The sequence below is a fragment of the Bacillota bacterium genome (genome assembly GCA_013178415.1).
Taxonomy (GTDB): domain Bacteria; phylum Bacillota; class SHA-98; order Ch115; family Ch115; genus Ch115.
Map to the genome: position 1 here is coordinate 55,937 of JABLXA010000002.1, position 23,630 is coordinate 79,566.

General features: G+C 52.0%; 27 protein-coding genes and 1 pseudogene. All 28 read right to left on the bottom strand.

Annotated features, from left to right (window positions below; translation table 11 throughout):
* Positions 1-62: 62 nt before the first annotated feature.
* Positions 63-968, bottom strand: a complete 906-nt coding sequence (locus HPY52_01565) for a foldase (GenBank protein ID NPV78952.1) — start codon at positions 966-968, stop codon at positions 63-65.
* A gap of 116 nt (positions 969-1,084) precedes the next feature.
* Positions 1,085-1,618 (bottom strand): DUF3189 family protein, encoded by a 534-nt coding sequence (locus tag HPY52_01570; GenBank protein ID NPV78953.1) that lies wholly within the window; start codon positions 1,616-1,618, stop codon positions 1,085-1,087.
* A 3-nt stretch (positions 1,619-1,621) separates the two neighbouring features.
* Positions 1,622-1,813, bottom strand: coding sequence for a hypothetical protein (locus HPY52_01575; protein NPV78954.1), 192 nt, complete (start codon positions 1,811-1,813; stop codon positions 1,622-1,624).
* 170 nt (positions 1,814-1,983) lie between these two features.
* Positions 1,984-2,892, bottom strand: coding sequence for a hypothetical protein (locus HPY52_01580; GenBank protein ID NPV78955.1), 909 nt, complete (start codon positions 2,890-2,892; stop codon positions 1,984-1,986).
* Positions 2,893-2,948: 56 nt separating this feature from the next.
* Complete coding sequence (locus HPY52_01585) at positions 2,949-4,070, bottom strand: stage II sporulation protein P (protein ID NPV78956.1); 1,122 nt, start codon at positions 4,068-4,070, stop codon at positions 2,949-2,951.
* The gene (locus HPY52_01590; protein NPV78957.1) at positions 4,042-4,773 is read right to left on the bottom strand and encodes a DUF1614 domain-containing protein; all 732 of its coding nucleotides are present in this window, start codon (positions 4,771-4,773) and stop codon (positions 4,042-4,044) included. Before HPY52_01590 ends, HPY52_01585 begins: the two co-directional genes overlap by 29 nt.
* 521 nt (positions 4,774-5,294) lie before the next feature.
* Positions 5,295-7,403, bottom strand: coding sequence for a bifunctional 4-hydroxy-3-methylbut-2-enyl diphosphate reductase/30S ribosomal protein S1 (locus HPY52_01595; GenBank protein ID NPV78958.1), 2,109 nt, complete (start codon positions 7,401-7,403; stop codon positions 5,295-5,297).
* A complete protein-coding gene (locus tag HPY52_01600) occupies positions 7,372-7,959 on the bottom strand; it encodes a 1-acyl-sn-glycerol-3-phosphate acyltransferase (GenBank protein ID NPV78959.1) in 588 nt (195 codons plus the stop codon). Before HPY52_01600 ends, HPY52_01595 begins: the two co-directional genes overlap by 32 nt.
* Positions 7,960-8,005: 46 nt before the next feature.
* The gene (locus HPY52_01605) at positions 8,006-8,683 is read right to left on the bottom strand and encodes a (d)CMP kinase (protein NPV78960.1); all 678 of its coding nucleotides are present in this window, start codon (positions 8,681-8,683) and stop codon (positions 8,006-8,008) included.
* A gap of 30 nt (positions 8,684-8,713) precedes the next feature.
* A pseudogene (locus tag HPY52_01610) lies at positions 8,714-9,826 on the bottom strand (histidinol-phosphate transaminase).
* A 303-nt stretch (positions 9,827-10,129) separates the two neighbouring features.
* Positions 10,130-11,062, bottom strand: a complete 933-nt coding sequence (locus tag HPY52_01615) for an rRNA pseudouridine synthase (protein ID NPV78961.1) — start codon at positions 11,060-11,062, stop codon at positions 10,130-10,132.
* Between the two features lie 16 nt (positions 11,063-11,078).
* Positions 11,079-11,729: a TrkA family potassium uptake protein gene (locus HPY52_01620; GenBank protein ID NPV78962.1), complete on the bottom strand. Its 651-nt coding sequence runs from the start codon at positions 11,727-11,729 to the stop codon at positions 11,079-11,081.
* A 120-nt stretch (positions 11,730-11,849) separates the two neighbouring features.
* Positions 11,850-12,290 carry a sporulation protein YtfJ gene (gene ytfJ / locus HPY52_01625; protein NPV78963.1) on the bottom strand — a complete coding sequence of 147 codons (441 nt, stop codon included), beginning with the start codon at positions 12,288-12,290 and terminating at the stop codon, positions 11,850-11,852.
* Positions 12,226-12,957, bottom strand: a complete 732-nt coding sequence (locus HPY52_01630; GenBank protein NPV78964.1) for a DUF2953 domain-containing protein — start codon at positions 12,955-12,957, stop codon at positions 12,226-12,228. The genes ytfJ and HPY52_01630 overlap by 65 nt, the downstream gene beginning before the upstream one ends.
* 18 nt (positions 12,958-12,975) lie before the next feature.
* Positions 12,976-13,566: an SMC-Scp complex subunit ScpB gene (scpB, locus tag HPY52_01635; protein NPV78965.1), complete on the bottom strand. Its 591-nt coding sequence runs from the start codon at positions 13,564-13,566 to the stop codon at positions 12,976-12,978.
* A complete protein-coding gene (locus HPY52_01640; GenBank protein ID NPV78966.1) occupies positions 13,550-14,407 on the bottom strand; it encodes a segregation/condensation protein A in 858 nt (285 codons plus the stop codon). Before HPY52_01640 ends, scpB begins: the two co-directional genes overlap by 17 nt.
* Positions 14,401-14,985 carry a site-2 protease family protein gene (locus HPY52_01645; protein NPV78967.1) on the bottom strand — a complete coding sequence of 195 codons (585 nt, stop codon included), beginning with the start codon at positions 14,983-14,985 and terminating at the stop codon, positions 14,401-14,403. Before HPY52_01645 ends, HPY52_01640 begins: the two co-directional genes overlap by 7 nt.
* Before the next feature lie 48 nt (positions 14,986-15,033).
* Complete coding sequence (gene lysA, locus HPY52_01650; GenBank protein NPV78968.1) at positions 15,034-16,356, bottom strand: diaminopimelate decarboxylase; 1,323 nt, start codon at positions 16,354-16,356, stop codon at positions 15,034-15,036.
* Between the two features lie 88 nt (positions 16,357-16,444).
* Positions 16,445-17,404 (bottom strand): 2-hydroxyglutaryl-CoA dehydratase, encoded by a 960-nt coding sequence (locus tag HPY52_01655; protein NPV78969.1) that lies wholly within the window; start codon positions 17,402-17,404, stop codon positions 16,445-16,447.
* The gene (locus HPY52_01660; GenBank protein ID NPV78970.1) at positions 17,383-18,498 is read right to left on the bottom strand and encodes a CoA protein activase; all 1,116 of its coding nucleotides are present in this window, start codon (positions 18,496-18,498) and stop codon (positions 17,383-17,385) included. The genes HPY52_01655 and HPY52_01660 overlap by 22 nt, the downstream gene beginning before the upstream one ends.
* On the bottom strand, positions 18,495-19,538 hold the full coding sequence (locus HPY52_01665; protein ID NPV78971.1) for a hypothetical protein: 1,044 nt from the start codon (positions 19,536-19,538) through the stop codon (positions 18,495-18,497). The genes HPY52_01660 and HPY52_01665 overlap by 4 nt, the downstream gene beginning before the upstream one ends.
* A 69-nt stretch (positions 19,539-19,607) precedes the next feature.
* Positions 19,608-19,958, bottom strand: a complete 351-nt coding sequence (locus tag HPY52_01670; protein ID NPV78972.1) for a SpoVA/SpoVAEb family sporulation membrane protein — start codon at positions 19,956-19,958, stop codon at positions 19,608-19,610.
* A gap of 49 nt (positions 19,959-20,007) precedes the next feature.
* Positions 20,008-21,018, bottom strand: a complete 1,011-nt coding sequence (spoVAD, locus tag HPY52_01675) for a stage V sporulation protein AD (GenBank protein NPV78973.1) — start codon at positions 21,016-21,018, stop codon at positions 20,008-20,010.
* A gap of 95 nt (positions 21,019-21,113) precedes the next feature.
* Positions 21,114-21,572, bottom strand: coding sequence for a stage V sporulation protein AC (gene spoVAC / locus HPY52_01680; protein NPV78974.1), 459 nt, complete (start codon positions 21,570-21,572; stop codon positions 21,114-21,116).
* Positions 21,573-21,622: 50 nt separating this feature from the next.
* On the bottom strand, positions 21,623-21,829 hold the full coding sequence (locus HPY52_01685; GenBank protein ID NPV78975.1) for a dodecin domain-containing protein: 207 nt from the start codon (positions 21,827-21,829) through the stop codon (positions 21,623-21,625).
* Between the two features lie 110 nt (positions 21,830-21,939).
* On the bottom strand, positions 21,940-22,710 hold the full coding sequence (locus tag HPY52_01690) for a SigB/SigF/SigG family RNA polymerase sigma factor (protein ID NPV78976.1): 771 nt from the start codon (positions 22,708-22,710) through the stop codon (positions 21,940-21,942).
* 19 nt (positions 22,711-22,729) lie between these two features.
* A complete protein-coding gene (locus tag HPY52_01695) occupies positions 22,730-23,146 on the bottom strand; it encodes an anti-sigma F factor (protein ID NPV78977.1) in 417 nt (138 codons plus the stop codon).
* Between the two features lie 14 nt (positions 23,147-23,160).
* Entirely contained in the window at positions 23,161-23,550 is a 390-nt protein-coding gene (locus HPY52_01700) for an anti-sigma factor antagonist (GenBank protein ID NPV78978.1), read from the bottom strand.
* Positions 23,551-23,630 lie beyond the last annotated feature (80 nt).

A 23,630-nucleotide genomic window follows, 5' to 3' on the forward strand; every position in this document is an offset into this window, starting at 1 on the left:
CTTGATCGCGGCGTAGCTGATACGGGTGATCGGCGCCTACGGGACAGCACATATACTCATAACTAGAAACCAAGGTTATATTTGACGCTCTCCAGATCCTTAGAATTGATCTTGATCTTGGCTTGCGACCCTATTTCCGCAAGAACTTGCTGGGCCGGCTTTGCCTTTTGCCTCTTTACATCCCTTTCCACCTTAGCCCGCACCTCATCGAGAGTCAGCTGCTTCTCGGGTTTCTTTCCTTCAACGCGAATAATATGGTAACCGAACGCTGACTTCACGATACCGCTTGTCTCTCCCACCTTGAGAGAAAAAGCGGCCTGTTCGAACGCCGGATCCATGGTTCCCCTCGTAAAGTATCCGAGGTCCCCTCCCTTGTCCTTTGTCCCAGGATCAGTGGATTTTTCTTTTGCAAGCGCGACAAAATCTTCGCCGGCATTTAGCCTATTCAATATATCCTTGGCCTGCTTCTCATCAGGAACGAGGATATGCCTCGCCTTTACCTGTTCAGGTTCCTTGAATTCATCCTTATGCTGTTCATAATATTTCTGCAGTTCATCCTCAGTGACTTTTATATCCCTGGTCGCCAACCGCTCAAGGAGGAGATTGACCCGGATCTGGTCATCGAGTTCATCCCTATTCATCCCATATTGAGCGAGAATCATATCAAGCCCGGCAGATGAACCAAATTGCTTTTCCAGATCAGCGATCTCGGCATCTATATCAGCCTTATCCACGGTTATGCCGTATTTCGCGGCGGCCTGAGAGATGAGTTCCTCTCTGATCATGGCAGTGAGGACCTGTTTTCCGCCCTGGGCAACTAGTTTACTATAGAAGGCTTTCCATGTGATGGGCTTGTCGTTTATCTTCGCCACTGCCCTGACATCCGAGAATACATACAAACCAAGAACTGCAGCGAGTATGACCACGACTCCGGCCACGACCCCAATGATTACTTTTCGGCCTTTCAAAAATGAGTCCTCCTCTCACCAGGGACAACTATAATAGAAATGCTGCTCGCGTCAAGGGCCCCCAAAACTAGGGCTATTACACAACAAATTCAGTGTAACATAAGGAATCGTGGGTGTCAACCAGCGCCAAAATCGGCTGAATTTATGCCGGAATCCGGCGAACTCATGCTGGGGTCCGTTTGCGCGCAATTTGCTCGGCCCAATGATGATTCCACCCCCTCAACCAGCTTTAGGAAACGATGGTATGCCAAACGGATCCCGAGCGCGGTGAAAAACCTCCCTATAGGGACCAGCCTGAGCCGTTTCGATGTTATGCCACCGATCCTAATCAGGAGCCCTGCCTGGGAAAGCGCATCTACCATGAGGAGATCCCTGGCATCGTGTCCGTAGACTGCAAGGATGCTGAGAATCGCCCTGCGGACAATGAGTCTGCTGGATCCCATGCCCATTATATATACCTGATTGTCTTTCACATCATTTCCCATGAAGATACACTGGCCTATATCCTTAGAATCGGCCTTATCGAAATGCGGAAGGTCCAATATTTCCTTGATGGTCGGAATTCTATCCCGCGGGAGGAATCGGAGGTGGATGGCCGCGGCGATGACGGAGGAGTGGGCGCCCCCATAGCAGTAATATATCACCTTCATGGGCTAGTGTTTCACGATTATGTAGGTGCCATTTTCGAGATCATGTACCACCCCGCCCGTTATTCTGCTGAGGTACATGGCTACCCTTTCTTGCTCCTCGAGAGTCTCGGCAAAAAAGATGGGTACATCTCCGCCAACCTTATCTTTGTCACGGGCCACCACTGCAATGATCGTATCTTTTAATCCCACTTCCAAGACGATTCTCCCCCTGCTTTTATATAGATTGGCAAGTCTAGGGTTGGAAGATAATCCGGCTATATCACCACGCGGCTGCCAGACGCGCCGCGCACGATCAGCTCATATTCTTGAATTCAAGCTTGGTTATCTATAAATCTCTACACATATATGCAACCGGCTGTCGGCCCTCAATCTTGAGCTATTCGGCCAGCTCTAGTTGAAAGGGGCCTGCCAGTGGATGTTTCTAAGACTGGCACCCTGCGCACAGCCTCAAGCAGGCATTCCAGGTCCTTCTCCATGGGCACGATGGCCATGACAACCCTGCCAGTATTGGTATTGAGTCTTACCAGTGGGACGAACTCGGGTTCTGACACATCCAACCTTACTCCCATGATGGCAGATGCATCATGGGCTATTGCCTGTCTTTGTCCGAGGTTGAATAATGCGGCTCTGGCATTGTCATCCTTGGGTTCGATGACAACGCCCAGCCCCCTCTTTGCTATCATTTCCCTGGATTTTGCAAGACCTATATTTGTAAGCACGACATCCTCCACCAGAAGCAATGAACCTACGAAGTGGAGGTTGCCTTCTCGGACCCGAGCGATATCGCCTACCCTTTTGCCGCGCATCAAGAAATTGAGGAGGCCCATGGTTACAAGTCCTACCGCCACTCCCCATAGGAGGTTGATGCTGAACGAAAAGGGCAAGAGGAAAATTCCCGCATTTGTGGTCAGAGCCGTGAGCATCGCGAGATAGTTTCGCGCCTCGAACACCTTGGCTATTCCGTCTATATAGGCGTTTCCACGAGGCACCATCTCCGTCTCTTCCATATCCTGAAGGCTCCGGCGTTCGAGATCCCGAACCTCGCGAAATTGTTGAGCTGCAAGACCGAGAATCGTTACTGCCATATAATCTTTTTTGAGCAGGGCAGGTATCGCAAGTGCTCCAAGGCTCGCAGCAATGAACCCCAGACTCATGTGGACGGCATATCCATGGGGATAACTGGGATAACGACGATAGTCGATCCGCAGCATATAGAGCCTTGCCATTGTCCCCATCAGAATGGCTATCGCGATTTTCCCTAGATCAAGATGCATATTTTCATACCCGGTGACGATTTCATTTGAGCGACGATTTCATTTACGCGATGGTTTTATTTCTTGTTATGCCTGATCCCCAGCAGGTTGAGAAACTCCAGACTGACAACCCTCCGGGCTTGCCTTTTCAACCCTTCCCATGATCCCCCGCTCAGCACAAACAAGAGAAGCCCGACCGCAAGCACTATGCCTATGATCCAGGCAACAGCCCTGCCTGTTCCTCCTGGAGCCATACCCGGCCTGGATTCGGGGACTGCTGAAAGCGCCGCAGGGATAGCATCCGCAAATAGCCTCGCCGATTCCATGGCGCGCTCCACACCATTGGTATTGGCCCCGAATTCAAGGAGAATGGATCTTCCTGATAGATCTTGATTATAGTTGCCATCAGCTACCAATATTCCTTTGACAAGTCCAGGATGATCTCTATCAGCGGCGGCCTTGAGGGCCTTCGCGAACCTCAAATTAGCCCCTCTTGCCTGGTTTTCGCGCCCCACTATCAGGGTGACCTTTGTAGTTGGTATACCTGACACTGTGGTTGAATAGACTTCCGGCGGCACCGCGTCACGATGCACATCTATAAGGGCGGCTGGCCTTCTCTTCAGTAGTTGGGCGGCTGTGCGCCTAGATCTCTCATAGGCGGCCCCATCATGCGGATTATGATTGGCGTCCGAACTAATGACGGTGAATCCCTTTGTCCTGAGCGCATCAGCCAGAGAGGCCTTGACTTGATATATATCACCCCAATCCTTGGATGAGGTGCCGCTGGTAGGGTTGTAAGACTCATCACTATGGGTGCAATATAAGCCAATCAACGGTTTTGGACGCACCTGAGCCAGGAGCCACTCGTCGATAGTCATGGCTTTGCGAGCGTCTTTGGGTGGAAGGACTCCGAGATTCACTACTTCAATGAATTTCGCCTTTGCCGTGTCTCCCTTGATTTCAGACAGAGTGTATGATTTGTTGTCTTCATTGATGAAAATATCGCCTACACTCAAGAGATGGGCAGTCTTGAACAGCTCATTCCCCTTTTCATCAACGATGGTGAAGAACCCATCCCTTCTTTCCATCTCGGCCAAAGCGACAGGCTGGGAAAGGAGTATCAAAACCAACAGCGAAATACACAGGAGAAATGAATGGCGGATACGCAAGCTATGCTTCGCCGTTGTGCTCATTTTCATTACCGCCGCCCCCCTTTTGCTCAGGCTGTTCCTGGGATTCTGCCTTATGAATCGGGTGGTCTACCCTGACCATCCGCTCTTCATTTGACGCAGGGCCGCCACGGGCGCGCTCCACTATCTCGCCAAAGATTTCGGCTAGGACCACTGCTATGATTCCGCCCAGCACCATGGCATCTAATATCCCACCGCCGCCTATATGAACGGTGCTGGGTAGTCCTCGGACCGTCACCTCAACCAAATGAGCCAGGTCGAGGAGCAAAACGCCTAAGATCCCGCCAATGAAGGCAGCTCTCCTGGATCTTCCGGCTATGTAGGCCACGACACCTGCTATGATCCCGAAAAGATAGATCGGGTCTATGACGGTATGACCTTCCTCAAATGTGAACAATTTCGAGACTCCATAAAGAACCCCACCTGTGATTATCGTTCCAAAGATCGCTCTCGAGGTCTCCCGGGGAGTATCAGCCCTTGCCAGGAGCCACACTGCAATGACTATTGGCACTACCCCTCCTCCAACATTGAGGGTAATACTCCTGGCATTTCGATATAGCGGAATGTCCACGAAGCTCCCCAGGATCATCAAACCTAGCAATACAAGCGCTTGCCTGTCATTCAAATGCATCCTGTCCAGCACGCGATGAAATACGCCCAAGAAGATCAAAATGCTGACGGCAAGCAATATGCTGACACCAACTGGCACCATGATCACCTCTGGTCCCTTTGTTGCAGAAAAACTCTCGCATCATAAGGCATGTTTACAAAAGGTAGGTTTTCCGAAAAAAGTGGGCTGTATGCGTATTGGACAATTGCGCACCGGGCTGTAAGTGCATTGATTGGACTGTGCGCGGCGGGCAGGCTGCAGGCGCAATAGGCTGCGCGCGGGCGGCAGGCTGGGCATGCAACAGGCTGTGCGCTCGGCGGGCTATGTGTGCAACTGACTGTGCGGGCGCCCGATTCCAGGCTGGTCAATGACAAAGGATGGGTTAAAGCCAATGGACCGGCGCTCTCGCTTCGAAGCGATTCATCGGATGTCTGTCTGTTTCATAGACAGCAGACGCGGTGGATTGTCTACCGTAACATGGGGGGGGTGGATACTCCTCCCGGCGGCATTGGTCCGAGGCCTTATAGCCTGAGGGCCGAGCACCACTAAGCAGCCCCGCAGCAGGGCTGCGCCCGCCGAGGGGAGTATCCACTCCCGGATCTACTAATTAGAGTACCTAGAGATTACTTCTCTTCTCTTCCGCGTTCCTTTTCAAGCAATTCGCCCAACTCACCGAAGACGTCACCAAGGGTCGGCCCCGGGGGCTCAGTCTCCTTACCGGAGTATTTCTTGTAATCTTCCTTTTCCTGCCGTGGCTGGGCTTCCTTTATGCTTAACCCGATCCTGCGGTCAGCCGGCTTCAATGAAATTACCTTGACATTTACCTCATCTCCGGGATGGAGCACCTCTTCAGGCTTCGCCACCCTCTTGTCTGAGATCTGGGAGACATGCACTAGGCCCTCTATCCCATCTTCAAGTTCTACAAAGGCGCCGAAATCCACGAGTTTGGTGACCTTGCCGGTTACTATGCTCCCGATGGGATAGCGGCTTTCAATATTCTGCCACGGATCCGGCATTGTCTGCTTCAGGCCAAGAGATATACGTTCCCTCTCCCGGTCCACTCCCAAAACCTTCACCCTGACACGGTCTCCTTCGTTCAGGATGGCATGCGGATCACGAGTCCTGCCCCAGGTCATATCTGACACATGAAGAAGGCCTTCGAGATTGTCCCCGATGTCCACAAAGGCGCCGAAGTTCACAACCCTTCTGACTATGCCTTCCCTTATTTCGCCTTCCCGGAGAGCTTCGAAGGCCTTCGCGCGCTTCTCCTGCATTTCCTGTTCGAGAACAGCGCGCTCTGAGAGTACCACATTATTTCGATCCTTCTCCGCCTCCAGGACCTTCATCCTGATTTCATTTCCTACTAGCGTGTGGAGATCGCGGACCGGCCGGAGACCTATCTGTGAGGCAGGGACAAACCCCCTGACACCCACATCAACCACAACGCCACCCTTTACGACATCAGTGACCTTACCCTGCACAACCTCACCGGTGGAGAGGGCATTCAAGATACGTTCCCAGGCTTTCTCTGTATCTGCCTCTTTCTTGGAGAGGATCACATCCCCATCATCCGTGAATGCCTTGATCTTAACGTCCACAGAGTCGCCAACCGACACGACATCGGCGGCCGAATTCACGCGGCGATTGGATAGATCCGCCAACCGAATTATCCCTTCAGACTTATACCCGATATCAACCAGCACTTCATCCGGGTCCACCTTGACTATCGTGCCGGTTACAATGTCCCCCTCATGAAACTCACGACCCCCATCAGAGACTCCCGCGGCTTCGCTGTTGCCGTCTTTATCATCCAATTGATCCTCGCCAGCTTTCATATCTGGCATCGTATCCAACTCCTGACCGACAGAACTCATATTGTCATGTCTCTCCTCACTTAACTCAGCCATCTTCGCCAAAACCTCCTCGATCACCCAGCTGGGCGTTGAAGCTCCCGCCGTAATGCCCAAGGATCGCACCCCAGCCAAATTCACTTTTGCGGCTTCTTCAGCATTCTCCACAAGAAAGGCCGGTATGTTCTCCTTTTCAACGATTTGCTTCAGCCTTTGAGCATTCGCGCTCGCCCTGCTTCCGATCACCAGTGCTGCATCAACACTGTGCGCCAGTTGCCGAGCTGCCCTTTGCCGCTCGATCGTGGCCATGCAAATGGTGTTTTCGACCGCTACTTCCTGGGCACGGCTGGAAAGCTCCGCCACTATAGCATCAAATAACTCAACAGGCACGGTAGTCTGCGCCACGATGCCGATCTTCGGGCCGACCACTTTCGCCTTTGCTTCCTCAACAGAGGATACCACTACGACCTCTCCCTGGCCACAACCAACAAGGCCCTTGACCTCTGTATGGTCGGGGTCACCCACGATAGCCACCTTATAACCTGATGCCAGCATGTCCTTGACGATCTTCTGCGACCGGGTCACATTCGGGCAGGTCGCATCTATGATGTTGACCCCGCGACTTCGAAGGTCATCAATAACCGCGGGTGGAATGCCATGTGAAGGTATCACCACGGTCCCACCAGATATGCGATCCAGATCCCGTGCTATATGAACTCCCCTGTCCTCCAGCCACCTTGTGACACTCGAGTTATGCACAAGAGGACCAAGAGTGAAAACAGGGCTGCCTGACCCTGCGTTGCGACATACAATGTCAATGGCGCGTCGAACGCCGTAGCACATGCCATATTTATCGGCAAGAACGACCCTCGATAGCCTCACCCCCTGTATCCGCCATAAGGGCGGCGATTTCATTCATAATCTTTTCACTCATGACTCCAATCGGCATTTCGTCATCGCGTGAAAAGACAAGAGGCTTACCAATTCTTACTTCTATCCGCCCGGGACAAGGAAGGAGAGCATTCTTCTTCCATATTTCTCTGGTGCCAAGCACAGCAATGGGAATAACAGGGGCACCCGATTTGGAAGCAATAAGGGCGGTCCCTGACATTGCGGGAAGCAATTTCCCATTAACGCTTCGGGTGCCTTCTGGAAATACTCCAAGGACCCTGCCTCTTTCCAAAATTCTGAGGGAATGCCTGAATGCCTGCCTGTCAGCTTCTCCCCGTCTCACGGGAAATGCATAAACCCATTTCAATATAGTCGCGAATATCGGATTTCGGAATAATTCCTGTTTGGCCATGAAATCAATTGGCCGCTTCACGACGCAACCGATGACTATGGGATCCAGCAGGCTTACATGATTTGACGCCAAGATGACAGGACCTTGTCGAGGGATATTTTCCTCGCCGATTACCCGGACATGACAGGTGATCATTAGTAAGGCCCTGATAATTAGACGGCCCAGGAAATAAAGCACCCCATCACCCCGTGCATTTACCCGGTAGAGATCCGACTATGTCAAGTATCTCGGAAATAACTCTTTCGGGAGACTTGCCTGTCGTATCGAGAGTAATGGAATCATCCGCAGGTTTCAGAGGCGCATTTACCCTTTCACTATCCATCTTGTCCCTCATCTCAATATTCTCTCTGATCTTGGAGATATCCTGCGAGATTCCCTTTTCCGACAATTGTCGGCTACGCCTTACGGCCCGTTCCGCCGGAGATGCGGTGAGAAAGATCTTCAGATCCGCCTCAGGCAGGACTACTGTCCCAATATCCCGACCTTCCATGACGACCCCACCGTCTCTAGCGAGAAGACGTTGTTTCTCTGTAAGTATCTTTCTCGCCAGAGGGACCCTGGACACCGGGGAAACTAGAGAGTCAACCTCAGGACTTGTCAATTCCCCGGTTACATCTTCGCCATCCATGAAAACCTTCATGGTTGCAGGATCGCTCCATTCAAAACGAAGGTCCAGGTTTTGCGCGATATTTCCTACTTCTGCATCATCATAAGCGGATGCTCCTGACCTTATTACCTTGAGCGTAAGGGCCCGGTACATGAGTCCGGTGCTGACATACCGCAGGCCGAGACGATTGGCAAGCATGCTAGCTATGGTGCTCTTGCCAGACCCGGCCGGCCCATCGATGGCTATCACCAGGCCGTTTCGTCCTCCTGAAACCTGTCTCCCCGAAAGGTACGATACGATGGCGCGAACCAGCCTCTCGTTTTGCTCAGGCGTTCCAATCGTTATCCTGATGAAACCCGGCATCCCAAAAGAATCGAGAAGCCTGGTCACCACGCCATTCTTAAGTATGTGTTCATAAATCTCGGGCGCTTTATCCCCAAACTTTACTGCTATGAAGTTGGCTTCGGTGGGTATATAGAAAAGATTGAGTCGTTCAAATTCCGAGTAAAGATACCTTTTGCCTATCTGGGTAATATTCCTTGATCTTGCCACGTGCTCATCATCCTGGAGCGCAGCTCTGGCAGCCTCCTGGGCAATGGAACTCACGTTGAATGGAATCCTGACTTTATTCAAACACGAGATGATATCGGGCCGGCTGTATGCCCACCCTACCCTGAGACCCGCAAGCCCGTATATCTTTGAAAAGGTCCTGAGGACAATGACAGGCAGGCCGTCGCGGACGTATCCCATGGCATCGGGGTAATCAGAGGATTCAACAAATTCGCGATAAGCCTCGTCAAATACCACGAGGCAATCGGATTCCTGCGCGGCTCTTACTATCCTTTCACACGGTTCCTGCCCGATTATCGTGCCTGTGGGATTATTGGGGTTGCAAATGAAGATCAGCTTGGTCTTCGGGGTGATGGCATCGATGATTGCATCAGCGTCGAAAGTATAGTCCCTGAGTGGGATCGCTAGAAAATCGGCGCCCATCAGATTAGATACAAACCTATACTGAACAAAGGATGGATGACCAGTTACTACCTCTTCCCCTGGGTTCAGGAATGCAAGGCCAATCATTTCTATAAGTTCATCGGCCCCGGCTCCGAGGGCGATCTCTTCTTCTCGGATGCCGTATTTTTCGGCAATTGCCTCTTTGAGGTAAAACCCGCGCGCATCCGGATACAAATGCGCTTCAGCCATTGCAGAACGGCAGGCTTCCATCGCCTTGGGAGAAGGGCCCAGAGGGTTCTCATTGGAGGCAAGCTTCACAACCCCCGATAATCCGAGTTCCCTTTCCACTTCCTGAATCGGCTTACCCGGCGTATATGGACGTATACTCTCTAGTACCTTTCTGGCAAGGGGGGAATTGGTCTTATCCACATCACTGGCCATCTTCTCGCCTCCGCCCGCTCTGGCTAAAACACAAAAAGCACCCGCCACCGAGTGCCAAATGCTTCCCGCTTCCTTCAAAACCTACATCTACATAAAAAACCAAAGCCTTGTCGCCAAAACCGAATCCCTTGCGATATGCGAAGATACTACGGGCAAAATTATACAACTTTGGCCGCCTCACAACAACACCACAGACTCATGAACTAAATCAAAACACTATCGCCGTGACAACATCTAACATAGAGTCTAGCATACTTACATGCGCCTTGCAAGAGATTTAGAGAAATGATTTAGATGAAAAGCCTATTTTGCCTTCTCACCCTGGATAATCTCGACGTATTCCTTTATTGGAACACCCTCGAGGCGCTCCAGGGGAACAAGACGTCGGCGCCCGAAATCAGTAGCTATAAGGGATTGCGCCGCAATGAGCGTGATGCCGAATATGATACCGAGTATGATGAACAATCTCTCACCTACAGATATTATGTCTGGACGCGATGTTTTGCTCCTCTCTCTTGCTTTATCTACAAATCTCATGAGATCTCTTATCTCTCGATGGGAAAGGTGACGATATCTGCCCTGACCAAGCCTCCCCAGGGAAAGCGGCCCGAATTTCACACGTTTGAGCCTTAAAACAGGATGCCCCACGGCCCTGCACATATTCTTTACCTGGTGCTTCCTGCCCTCATGGATCGTTATTCTGAGAATCGCACTGCCCTTGAGCCTCTTCAGGATATCCGCGCTGGCTGGCGCAGATACATGTCCGTCTAAATCCACTCCTGTCCTGAGCCTCTCAAGATCCTGTTCATCAGGAATCCCCTCCACACGGGCTATGTATGTCTTATCCACTTCCCACTTAGGGTGAGTCAGGATTTGAGCAAGCCCGCCATCATTGGTAAGAAAGAGCAAGCCTTCAGCGTCATAGTCCAGCCTGCCGACTGGAAAAACCCTCTCTGAAACATCGGGGATCAAATCCATGACAGTTGGGCGTCCCTGCGGATCCCGCACAGTGGTCACATAGCCCGGGGGTTTATGAAGCATGAGGTACACTTTCTTTTCGAGCCGGATGACATTTCCGTCCACCTCGATGATGTCATCCCGCGGGTCTGCCTTGACTCCAAGATCCCTCACGATGGCTCCATTGATCTTCACCCTACCCTCCATGATGATAGATTCACATGCTCTACGCGATCCAAATCCGGCGGCCGCTAATATCTTCTGGAGGCGTTCTGCCATTGATGCTACCATTCCCTCAATCATTCTTGGGGAGTTTCTCAAAGCTCTCAGTTCGCCCTATCAAGACAAGAATGTCTCCTTCATTGATCTTATCATCAGCACCTGGCGATACTTTGATGCGCCCCTGTGATCTGATTGCAACCACATTGATCCCGAATTGAGCCCTGATATTGAGCTCCCTCAGGCTCTTTCCCACAAATTCAGGGGGCGAAATAATTTCAGCTATAGTGAATTCAGGTGAAAGTTCGATATAATCCAGGATATTCCCTGAGACAAGGCTCGTTGCTACGCGTATGGCCATGTCCCGCTCTGGATATATGACTCTGTCAGCCCCCACCCTTTCAAGTACTTTGCCGTGAAGCTCATCATGAGCCTTCGCCACGACGAACTTTATGCCAAGGTCCTTTAAAATCAATGTGGCGAGGATACTAGACTCGATATCCTCACCAATGCTTACCACGGCCACATCTACATTTCTGATGCCGAGGGACTTCAGAGCATCTTCATCAGTGGCATTTGCTTGCACAGCATGCGTAACGATATTCGCCATATGCTGGACCTTCTCCTGATCGTCATCAATGGCCAGCACCTGGCACCCGAGCCGGGATAGTGTTCTCGCGACACCTTCCCCAAATCTGCCAAGGCCAATCACGGCGAATTGCTTCATAAGCTACCGCGTCCCCCCATTCTCCCTATTCCATTCCGAGTATATTCAACCCCGCAATTGCTGTCAACTGGAACAGCAGGGGTATGTCGGGGAACAGCGGGGAAAGGAGGCCCTGGGAAGCTATTGGGCAGTGCCCTGGACATTAGGGCGCGTTAGTTCCCGCCTCCGTCCGGAATTACCTTGCAGCTGCTGCAAAAGCTGCGGCGCAACATCCAGGAGCCTGTCGAAAATAGCATTTCTATCAACAGGGAGAAGCCTGACCTGGCCATTTCCGACTATGAGGAACGCCACCGGACTTACTGATATACCTGCGCCGCTCCCTCCACCAAATGGGGACGCGCCAGATGCGGCCTCACCGTCACCCTGGCCTTCGGGAGCCGCGCCTCCGGCCTCGAAATCCGTGCCGCCAGCAGCAAAGCCGAAACTGACCCTGGATACAGGCAAGATAACATTACCATCCGGGGTTTCCACGGGATCACCCAGAATGGTATTTACGTCAACCATCTCTTTGATACTCTGCATGGCCGTCTTCATGAGGCCTTCTATCGGATGCTCCGCCATGAGATGCCACCCTCCTTCGCTTCTTCCGCGCGCGATATATTTTCTGGAATTCATGCAGACCTCGGACGATAATATAACCTGGATTTATCTTCACTATGCAATGAAAGGTGACATCAAAAACTGGCTGGTCAAAGACAGGGATGATCCTGATGGAGGGACGCTTGCGAAATATCAAATGATTCTGCGCAATGGCCAGAAGAGGGCCTCCTGTGGCCCATGACATTCCAGATAGAATGGCGGTAGCTGCGGCATCCCCAGTATTGAACCTGATAAAGAGGTGAAATAGCAGGCATTCATGTTTCATACCGAGAGCCGCACTTCTCATCGCACCCAGGATCTTTTTTCTCAATCCGGCACGCTCATCCTTATGGGGCTCAGAATGCTCAGGCGCCTTCCCGAAACCCCGCTCAAGGAATGACCGCGCCTGCTCAACCAACTTTTCCTGAAGAGAAAGGTCTGCCAGCCTTAGTCTAATCAACCAGAGAAGGGTCAAATTCAGAATGAGATTATCGGCCCCGCCCCTTCTTCTATAGTTTAACTCCACCTTCACCGGGACGAAGAGGAAACTTATGATGGGCAAAAAGAAGGCAAGGATAACAAAAGCTATACTTTTGATGCACAACCCCTTCCCCTCCGACACAACCTCTTTCCATAATTTGTTCGTCAAGGCAAGGGGATATTCATCTCAAACTCCAGATCTTTCAGAATCAATCTTTGCTTGAGAGGGTCCCGCCGGGGGTGACAGAACCCCGGATGCATGCTCCGGCTTCTGCGCTGGCGGGAGGTCCTTTAAGGATCTAAGCCCGAAGTATCTCAGGAATTCAGGCGTTGTACCATAAAGAATAGGCCGGCCTATGGAATCTTTGCGCCCTACCTCGCAGATGAGACCACGATCGAGCAAAGTGGCTATCACCCCATCACATTTGACCCCCCTGATAGATTCTAACTCTGCGCGGGTTATCGGCTGCCGGTAAGCGATTATGGCTAGAGTCTCAAGGGAAGGACGGCTCAAAGGGGAGGTCCTGTTGCCCTTTTCCGCTTTCTCCAAATAGTCCGCATATGCTGGCCGCGTTACCATCTGGTATCCACCGGCTACCTCCACTATCTGGATCCCGTGTCTTCCTTCGTTATATAAGTCCATCAGACTACTAATAGATTTCTCTGCTTCCTCAGGAGTTATAGAAAGAATGGTGCTGATTTCCTTCACTGTTATAGGCCGAGACAAGCTGAACAAGAGAGCTTCAGCCGCGGCTTCGATCTCATTTAGGCAACGCATCTTGCATACTCTCGCCTTCATCGACCAAGATCACCATGATCTCGCCGAAATGACGGTCCTGCTGGGCCCGGACAGCCCCGATACGTATGAGCTCAAGCAAGGCGATGAAAGCGGCAATGATGGCAGACCTAGTCCGGGGGCCGGTGAATAGCTCGCGGAAACTCATCCTCCGCCTGTCTTTGAACTTATCCCTTATCTCCTGCATTCGCTCCTCGATGGATAGCTCCTCTGTCGGGACAGGAACGTCATCTTCATCTATCTCTCTAAGGAGACCTTCGAGGGCTGATATGAGGTCTTCAAGTGTCACCCGCTCAGAAGAAGAGTCATCCTGTCTGAATGCCACCTGTTTGGCTACCAGGGCATCATCAACTGGGCGCCCCTTTACCCTGCGCCAAATCTCTTCCCGCCTCTTGAGCGCCTCTGCCGCCCTGCGAAATTGTTCATATTCCTCCAGGCGCTGGCGTAAAGTGGGTATGGTATCCTCGAGGCTGCCTCGATCCTCTTCATCTCCCTCTTCCAAAGCCGCGGCATTCCCCTCCGCGGGCTGGTCATCTGGGAATAGCCTTCTTGCTTTCTCGCGCACCAGCATGGCAAGCGCCAGCGCCTGGTCAGCCGTCTCATCCAGATCCAGGAGATCAGGATCCTGGCTGCTCACGATTCTATGGAATTCAGAAGCCAATTTCCCCACCTGAAAAGATGAAAGATCCATTTTCCCCTGCGAGAGAATCCGCAGAAAATCCCTGGGACTTCCTTCAAAGGAGCCTATCTTGACAACAAAGAGATTCTCCTGATCTCTGCCGGGTAGATGGTCCCTATTTTTTTGAGCCCTTCCGGTCACCATCCAAGCACGATCCTCCGCAAGAGGGCCCAAATGGGGATGATGAAATAGGATGTAGCCCCTGTGATGATGAGAAAGAGCAATATGAAGGGTCCATATGCTTCAAGCTGGTAGTAAAGATATGCATTCTTGCCCCTTAATAGCCCTGCCAAGACACGCGACCCATCCAGAGGCGGGATTGGTATCAGGTTGAAAGCGGCCAGCCCCAGGTTGATGTACACGCTGATTTCCAACACAAATCTGATTCCATATGAAAGTGGCACTCCGAACCGCAGTGGGAGACCAAACAAAAAGGCCATTGTGACGTTCGCAAGGGGACCTGCGATTCCCACGGCCATGATTCCTCGTCGCCAGTCTTTGAAATAAGCTGGATTGATTGGTACGGGTTTTGCCCATCCAAACCTCTGGGTGATGATCAACATGAGTGTCCCCAGAAGATCGAGGTGCGCCAGAGGGTTCAATGTAAGCCTGCCAGCGAGGCGCGGGGTTGGATCCCCGAGGGAGTTGGCAACGGCTCCGTGTGCATATTCATGTACAGTAAGAGCCAGGAGAATTATTGGCAGGGTTACAAGTGTCATCATCAAGTTCAATGTACGAAAATCCCCCTTATGCCGCCTATTGCGTCACTCTCAGAGCCCTGCGACACTCTGGCGTTCCTGCCTCATTGCGTCGGGGATCCGGTCCTTAGCGATTAGATCCTCATATGTTTCCCTCTCAACCACGCAGGTTGAGATGCCGTTTGACACGAAGACGCATGCCGGCCTCGGCAGCCTGTTATAATTACTCGCCATGGAATAAGTATATGCGCCGGTGGTCATAACGGCCAGAATATCTCCGGGTTCCACAGGGGGGAGCTTGATATCCCAGATCAGCATGTCGCCGGATTCACAACTCTTGCCGGCAACGGATACAATCTCAGTAGGAGGAAGGTTTGCCTTGCCTGCAATAATGGCGGCGTATTTAGCTCCATAGAGAGCCACTCTGGGATTATCTGCCATACCACCATCTACCGCCACATATTTGCGTACATGAGGAATGGTCTTCACGGCTCCAACAGTATAAAGGGTGATACCAGCTTCACCAACGATATAACGACCAGGTTCAAAAAGAAGCTTGGGCACCGGGATCCCATAATCATTGGCCTTCGCCTTCACGGTCTGAGCCACCCTTGAGAAGAGCTCCTTCAAATCAGGTCTTGTATCCTCTGGCACGTAACGGACACCCACTCCGCCTCCCAGATCCAGCTCCTCTGGCACAAATCCCGTTTCTTTGTATGCTTCGCCGATGAAATCCATCATCGTCTCGCAACTCGCGACATATGGATCAATCTCGAGGATTTGGGAGCCAATATGTGAATGGAAACCGTGGACCTCGATATTGTCCATGGAAAGAGCCTCCTTCAGGACCTCCATGGCCTGACCGTTAGCGATGACAATACCGAATTTAGAGTCAATTTGCCCTGTGCGAATATAATCATGAGTGTGGGCCTCCACCCCGGGAGTAAGACGAAGTATTATATCTGCCTTGACGCCATATCCGCCAGCGAGCTCATTCAAAAGGTGAAGCTCATAGGGGCTGTCCACCATGAAACGCTTGATCCTGGACTCGAGTCCGAGCCGGATCTCATCCATTGATTTATTGTTTCCATGAAAATAGATCCTATCAGGCGGAAATCCAGCCGCAAGCGCAGTATAGAGTTCGCCGCCACTTGAGACGTCCAGCGACAACCCCTCTTCGTCCACAAGGCGGCACATGGCAAGAGCGCAAAACGCCTTACTGGCATAAAGGACTTCGCTACGCGGATATACGTCGCGAAGGCCGTTCTTAAACTCCCGGCACGCTTTCCTGATGGCCATTTCATCCATGACATAAAGGGGAGTTCCGTAGGTCCGGGCAAGCTCTACTGTATCACAACCTCCAAAGACAAGATGACCACTGGCGTTTATATGCATTGAGTTTTTGTAGTTCACAGGAAGGCTCCTCTCCCGAGAAAATCTGCTGCAACCTTTCCCTAATCATAGCATTTGGCGAAATGATCCGTCAAGGAAGCTGTGATGACCATCTGCCGCACCTATCACCCCATCTAGCTAGCGTGTCCCCCTGTAGACTTAGATTGATGACCTCACAGCGGTTTGGGCAACCTTTGCATTCAAAGGTACTTACGGCATACTCATTGTCTTTTACCTCAAAACCCCTAAAGCGCGTAGGCCTGGGGTTTCTCGCAACCTCCTCCTTCGCCAGGATGGCTGCACCAATTGCGCCCATGACGGCATGGTGCTTGGGCACTATTACCGGGAAGCCTAATGCCTTTTCGAAGGCTCGTGTCATGCCTGCATTAGCTGCAACTCCTCCCTGAAAAACCACAGGCGGCAATATCTCTTTGCCCTTGCCGACATTGTTGAGGTAATTGCGGACTAGTGCCTCACAAAGGCCGGCGATTATATCCTCGATCCGGTGTCCGGTTTGCTGCTTGTGTATCATGTCAGACTCTGCGAATACAGCGCAGCGCCCTGCGATCCGCACCGGGACATTGGCCTTCAGGGCAAGCCCCCCGAACTCCTCGATGGGAATGCCCAGCCTGGTTGCCTGGTGATCGAGGAATGAGCCAGTCCCGGCGGCGCAGACCGTATTCATGGCGAAATCAACCACGACACCATGCCTGAGGATTATAATCTTTGAATCCTGTCCGCCGATCTCTATCACTGTCTGGACATCCGGTATCTCTCGGGCCGAAGCCACCGCGTGGGCCGTTATCTCGTTCTTTACGCAATCTGCCCCTACGACGACAGAAGCCAGGACCCTCCCGCTCCCAGTGGTTCCCACACCAAGGACCTTCATATCAGGATATAGCGCTGCGACTTCGGAAAGTCCCTGCTGGATCATCTTTATGGGCTGTCCCTGAGTCCTGAGATATATTGAATGAATTACATTGTCAGACTCGTCCATTACTATGATATTAGTGCTTACCGAACCAACATCTATACCAAGGTAGCCACGCATTCCCTGAGTTCCCCCATATTCCCTCTCCGTTGCCTCATGAGATCCACGAAAGCTTCTAGTCGGGTAATTACTCCCACATCAGAGGAGTGCTCGTCAAACACCAGAGTCAAAACCGGGATATTCAGATCCCGCGACACCCTTGGAAGAATGCTCTCGGCCACGATCTCAGGCATGCATGTGAGCGGAAGCACTTGAATGACTCCGTCAAACCCCCTTCTTGCATAATCCACGGTATGCGCCACTGTCTCAAGTCCATGGCCGCCCACGAAGTGCCCGAGATACGGTTTTGCAAGATCCTCGATCCTGTTATGTCTGCGCAGCCTGAAAATATCTCCGATTACATGCCTCTTTATCCAATCTCCCAGGTATATTGAACGCTCAACCTCACATCCGAGTTCCCCGAGCCTGGTTTCGACATTCAGGTTTGCAAATGGCTCAAGGAGGACATATATCTCTCCCACCAACCCGACCTTGAGGGGTGGAGGTCCTTCTGCCTTCGGCAGCGAGCGAAGAATGGCGAGGCCCTCCCTAAGGGCCGACCTGGTCGCCTCAATAGTCTCGGCTCCATCGATCTTTGACAATATCTCGTTCACGGCTTTTGTGGTTTGCTTCTTTATTGCCTCGAGGGGACGCACCTTCACTGCCAATTTCTCGACCTGGTCTATCGCGGCGATTTTCTCCCAGCAGAGGCGAAGGGCGTATATCACATCCCTCACCCTGGCCGGCCCCACAAGCCGGCCAAGCTGCTTTAGGACAGGTCTTATCCTGCCCTGGGGAGGGTCAATTATAATCATCTCAAAATCGTACCCCAGGTCCTTGAGGATCTCACGCTCGACCTCGCCGTAAAATCCGAATCGGCATGGCCCCACGCCCCCAGCCATGACGATGGTGTCAGCTCCCTGTTCCATGGCTTCGATGTAGTTCCCCACATTGACTTTGAGAGGGAGACACGCAAATTCCGGCGAATACTTTGATCCCAAAGAAAGGGTGCGCTGGCTCGATGGGGGAGGCACTATCACCTCGATTCCCAGGTGGCGGAAAAGAGCCGATATCGGTATATAAATGCTCCCCATGTGAGGAAATGTCAATTTCACGCCGATTTCCTCCTGTTTATCATATCCAGAAACGCCTCAAGCCTGGTGACAACCCCCGCCTCACCGGAATGTTCGTCCAACGTTATTTTCGTGAGAGGAATCTTCGAGCTCCGCTTCGCTTCCATCTCGATGATCTCTCCCACTACCGAATCCAATCCGCAGCCGAAGGCGCTTATATGGATGCAGCCATCCACTCTTCCAGAATGAAGAAAGTGGAAGGCAGCGCCCACCAACCTTCTGCCCATTGTCCAGAAAAGCCATCTTGGCAAAGATTTGAGCTCATCCTCGATTATCTCCCACGGTATCATATCACTGGTAATGACCTTGCATCCGGCATTGCTGAGCCGCGGGAGAATCGCCATATTGGTGTAGTCATCATAGAGAAGGTATGGATGCCCTATGACCCCGATGGTGACCCGGGCTTCCTTTTTTTTCCTTTCCTGAGCCATCGCGGCTATTTCCGCGAGATCCGAGGGAATCGATGAATCCAAATCCGACCTAGGCCCCAGAAGCATCGACGCGATTTCATCAGGGAAATACCCCTTGAAAAACAATGCCTCGGAGTCAAGCTGGACCTTATTGGCCATTTCATATGCACGTCTCACCACATGTTGATTTGACGAAAATAGTAGACCTATATTCATCATCTCGCGGAAGACCTTTTTCGTCCTGTTGCCACGGCTGAGATCTATACAGGGCGAGAGGATGGCGGGAGCGTCAGGAGGCGTCACTGCCCTTATCATATCTGGAAGTCCCATGAATTTCGGACAAATAAATGCCCTGCTTTCGACCCCGACCAATCTTGGGATGAAGATATAGTCAGATGTATCCAAAAGCGAGGCTGCATGTCCAAAAAACAATTTCACAGGCATACATGCTTCATCCACAGCCAGCTGGACCCCTGTATCGACTATCTTGCGACTGGTATGCGGAGATAGCGCGACCTTACATCCTAATTCAGTAAAGAATGTGGCCCATGCCGGGTAGTAGTAGTAGCAGAGCAGTGCGCGTGGAATACCAACAAGCTTCGACGAATTCACGTAAAATCCTCCATCCCATGGACAAAATCCCCTCTTCGGATCCCCAATTCACATCCTCTCCCCGTGACACTATACTCGCGGCGTGAAGATGAGGGCTATGATGGTGCCGAAGAATACAGCCGCGGCCAGGCCGAGCCCGGTGAATTCAAAGACCCCCGTGAGCAGTCCGACCCAGCCCAGCCTCTGAGACTCTAAAATCACGCCTCTTACCAGAGATGCCCCGAAGCCAGATACCGGCACGAGAGCCCCGGCTCCTGCCAGCCTCACCAAAGGCTCGTATAATCCGAACCCTCCGAGAATTGCCCCTGCCACGGTGAAGATAACCAACATATGTCCCGGGGTAAGGGAGGTGTTGTCCAGGATGAGTTGTCCCAGGCCGCATATCAGGCCGCCAATGAGAAATGCCAAAATATATGTCATATATCGCTACCCCCTCAAAAATGCTCCGGAAGGATATCCAAGATCGATATCATGGCCGTTCGATTACGATGGCATGCGCTATAGTAGGGATTGTCTCTCCTTGCTGATAAGATAAAGGGCTCATGAGCGCGCCCGTGGCGACGAGAAGGACCTTTTTCAATAGCCCCCTTATCATGCTCTTATAAATGTGACCGAGGGTGACCACGCCGGAACAAGCACAACCACTGCCTCCTGCGCCCACATTTTCATTGGGCGCGTATATCATAAGTCCGCAGTCATTGTAGTTAGACGCAAGGGCGATTCCTTTATCCTTCAGAACCTCGCCCAGCATTACTCTTCCTACCCGGCCAAGATCCCCTGTAAGCACCAGGTCATAGTCCTCCATCCTGGTGTTTGTATCAGAAAAATGCCAAAATAGCGTGTCAGCCGCTGCCGGCGCCATGGCTGATCCCATGTCATTTGGGTCCTTGACGCCAAGATCGAGGACCCTGCCGACTGTACTGCAAGTTACCCTGGGGCCTGTCCCCTGGGCCTTTATCACGGCGGCTGCAGCCCCGGTGACTGTGTACTGGGAAGTGGTCTTTCTCTTGATGTTCAGCTCGATTGGATAACGGTACTGCCTTTCTGCGGTCTGGTAGTGACTGGATGCCGCGGCAAGGACAGTGTCAGCGAACCCCCCATCTACGATCATTGCTGCAATTGTTAGAGCTTCTGAGATGGTGGAGCAGGCGCCATACAGGCCCAGATAAGGGATGGATAGCTGGCGAGCCGCGAAGCTTGCTGATATTATCTGATTCAAGAGATCGCCAGCAAGCATGTAATGAACATCCTCCGGTTTGAGCTGGGCTGTTTGGAGCGCAATATTACACGCCTCCTCCAACATCTTGGACTCGGCCTTTTCAGCCGTGCTCTGCCCCATATAAAGATCCGGCAGAACCGCGTCAAAATCAGGAGCAAGCGGCCCTCTTCCTTCTACAGGGCCGACTATTGTGCCAGTCGCTATTATGACGGGCGGATTCGAATACTTGATGGTTCTTTGTCCCAACCGCTTTACTGCCAATGAATCCCATCTCCTCCGGCGCCAGTTTAATCCAGCCGGCGCCAATCTATCCCAATGGATCTAATCCGATGGGCGGCCTCATGTGAGGCCGCGTTTCAGGTAACCAGCATATGTATCATGCCCACCGCTACCGCAGCCAGGATCCCGAAGACCAGCACCGGCCCTGCAACGATGAACATCTTGGCCCCCATTCCCAACACATACCCTTCTCTCTTGAAGTCCATGGCTGCCGCGACGATGGTGTTGGAAAAACCCGTGATAGGAACGGCGGCACCGGCCCCGGAAAATTCCCCCAGTTCATCATAGATACCTATCCCGGTGGCAAGCGCTCCCAGGAAAATCATCACAGCCAGCGTGGGGCCGGACGCTTCATCCACAGCAAGCCCTCTGGCCGTGAAGAAGTCGAGAACTGCCTGTCCGATTACACATATGGCCCCGCCTACTATGAACGCCACGACGAAATTCTGGAGGGTCGGGGGCCTCGGCTTATGCTTTTTCATGATCTCTTGATATTTTGCTGCCTGCCTGGCACGCTCGGCCTGATCCAAGGGCATTCAAGATCCCTCCCTTACCTGGTTGAGGGGATAGCCTAAGAGGGAAGACATCATGTCCCATCCACCTTGAAGGCCACCTGAACATCGGCCTTGTATTTAGAGATTCGCCCATTTTCTACGCTGGCGGTCATGTTGGTCACTTCAACCCCAGTGATATTTCTCACTGTTTTAGACGCCTCGCTGACCGCATTCCTTACAGCCTCATCCCAGCTATTCGGAGATTCCCCCAAGAGCTCGATGATCTTTACCACAGCCATACCGAATACCCCCTTTGCTGACGATATTTCGATTTGGGTTCTACAGTCAGGCTTTAGTATAACAAGCTAAAAGGGGTTTAATTCTAGGTCTCTGAGAAGACCGAAGATGGTCAGGCGAGCTCGGCGTGGATTGCTTTCAGCGCTTTTTTCTCAAGCCGACAGATTTGAGCTTGAGAGATTCCCATAATATTGGAAACTTCTTGCTGACTCAAATCATTGAAATACCTAAGGAGCAAGATGCGTCTTTCTCTCTCTGGCAGTCGCTCGAGGGCCTCCCTGACGGCGATCGACTCAAATTGCTGAAATGAATCATCACTGTCCGAGATTTGGTCCATGAGCCTTATCGGGCGCTCCCCCTCCTCATCTTCAGTCTCGTCGAACAGATATACTGGAGGGGAAGTGGCCTCGAAAGCCTCCACTATCTCTTCCGGCAATACCTTAAGGGCCGCGGCAAGTTCGCTGATGCCAGGTTCGCGGCCCAGAGAAGAGATGAGTTCGGATCTTTTCTCGCGGGCCGCCGCGGCCAGCGCCCTGACCGACCGGCTCACGTGCACCGGCTGATAATCCCTGAGATGCTTTCTGATCTCTCCAATAATGACGGGCACGGCATATGTAGAAAACTTCACGTTGAATGACGGGTCAAAACGGTCCACTGCCTTGAGCAGACCGATGCAACCAACTTGAAACAGCTCATCCTTATCTTCCCCACACTCGGGAAAGCGGGACACAATGCTCATGATCAGCCGCAAGTTTGCCTGGATGAGTTCATCCCGGCTTTCTTTATCCCCACTATGCGCCCGCTGGATAAGTTCCCGAAATTCATCATCTGAAAGTACGCGCGATGGGGGAAGGCGTAAGGAACTAAACCTGTCGCCTGGCATTTGCAGCACCTCCGCTCTCTCAGGCTGCCGCAGCCGGGCGCTTGCGTATTATCACTCTTGTGCCTTCTCCCTTGCGAGATACCACCTCCAAATGATCTGCAAGGGCCTCCATGATGGTGAACCCCATGCCAAGCCTGTCCACCTTTGTAGTATAGGCAGGCTTCATGGCCTGGGCGACATCCTCGATGCCTTCTCCTTCATCCTCAACGATCATCTCTACAGAATCGTCGCTGATGCTCGAGCTGACCCTGACCACACCAGGATCCCGGGAATCCGGATAACCATGTATTATGGCATTTGAAACAGCCTCTGAAATAATCAGCTTGATGTCATCTATCTCTTCCAATGTGAAAGCCCCAACCTGCGAAGCGAAGCAGGCAACAGCAACTCTAGCAAATTCAACGTTTTCAGCCACTGCGGGGAATTCCATCTTCATGTAATTCTTCACGCTCAACGCTGTCCACCCCCAGCCAGAGCAGCAACCGCCCGTTCTTCTGTATCAAATACCTGTATTATCTTGAGCAATCCTGAGAGCTCGAAGACCTTCATGATGTGGGGGGTAAGCGAGCATGCAGCAAGTCGCCCATTTACCTGACTCAATTTGCGGTAACGGCCAAGGATGGCGCCAAGACCCGAGCTATCTAAAAATGTGACTCCTCCCATGGAGAGAATGATGGAATGAATATCGCCCGCTTGACGATCCAGGACGCTATCGATTGTATCTCTAAACTCGGGAGCCGTCCTGAGATCTAGCTCGCCAAACACTCTGGCTATCATGCCATTCTTGAATGGAATGAGGTCCACATGCATGGCCCTGTTTACCTCCAGTCCATGGTTCATTCCATTTCCTTATTCTCCGAGTCTTGCGCCTTTCCTTCCGTAATAGTAAAAAAAGACAAAAGAAACCCCGCCTGCCTCCT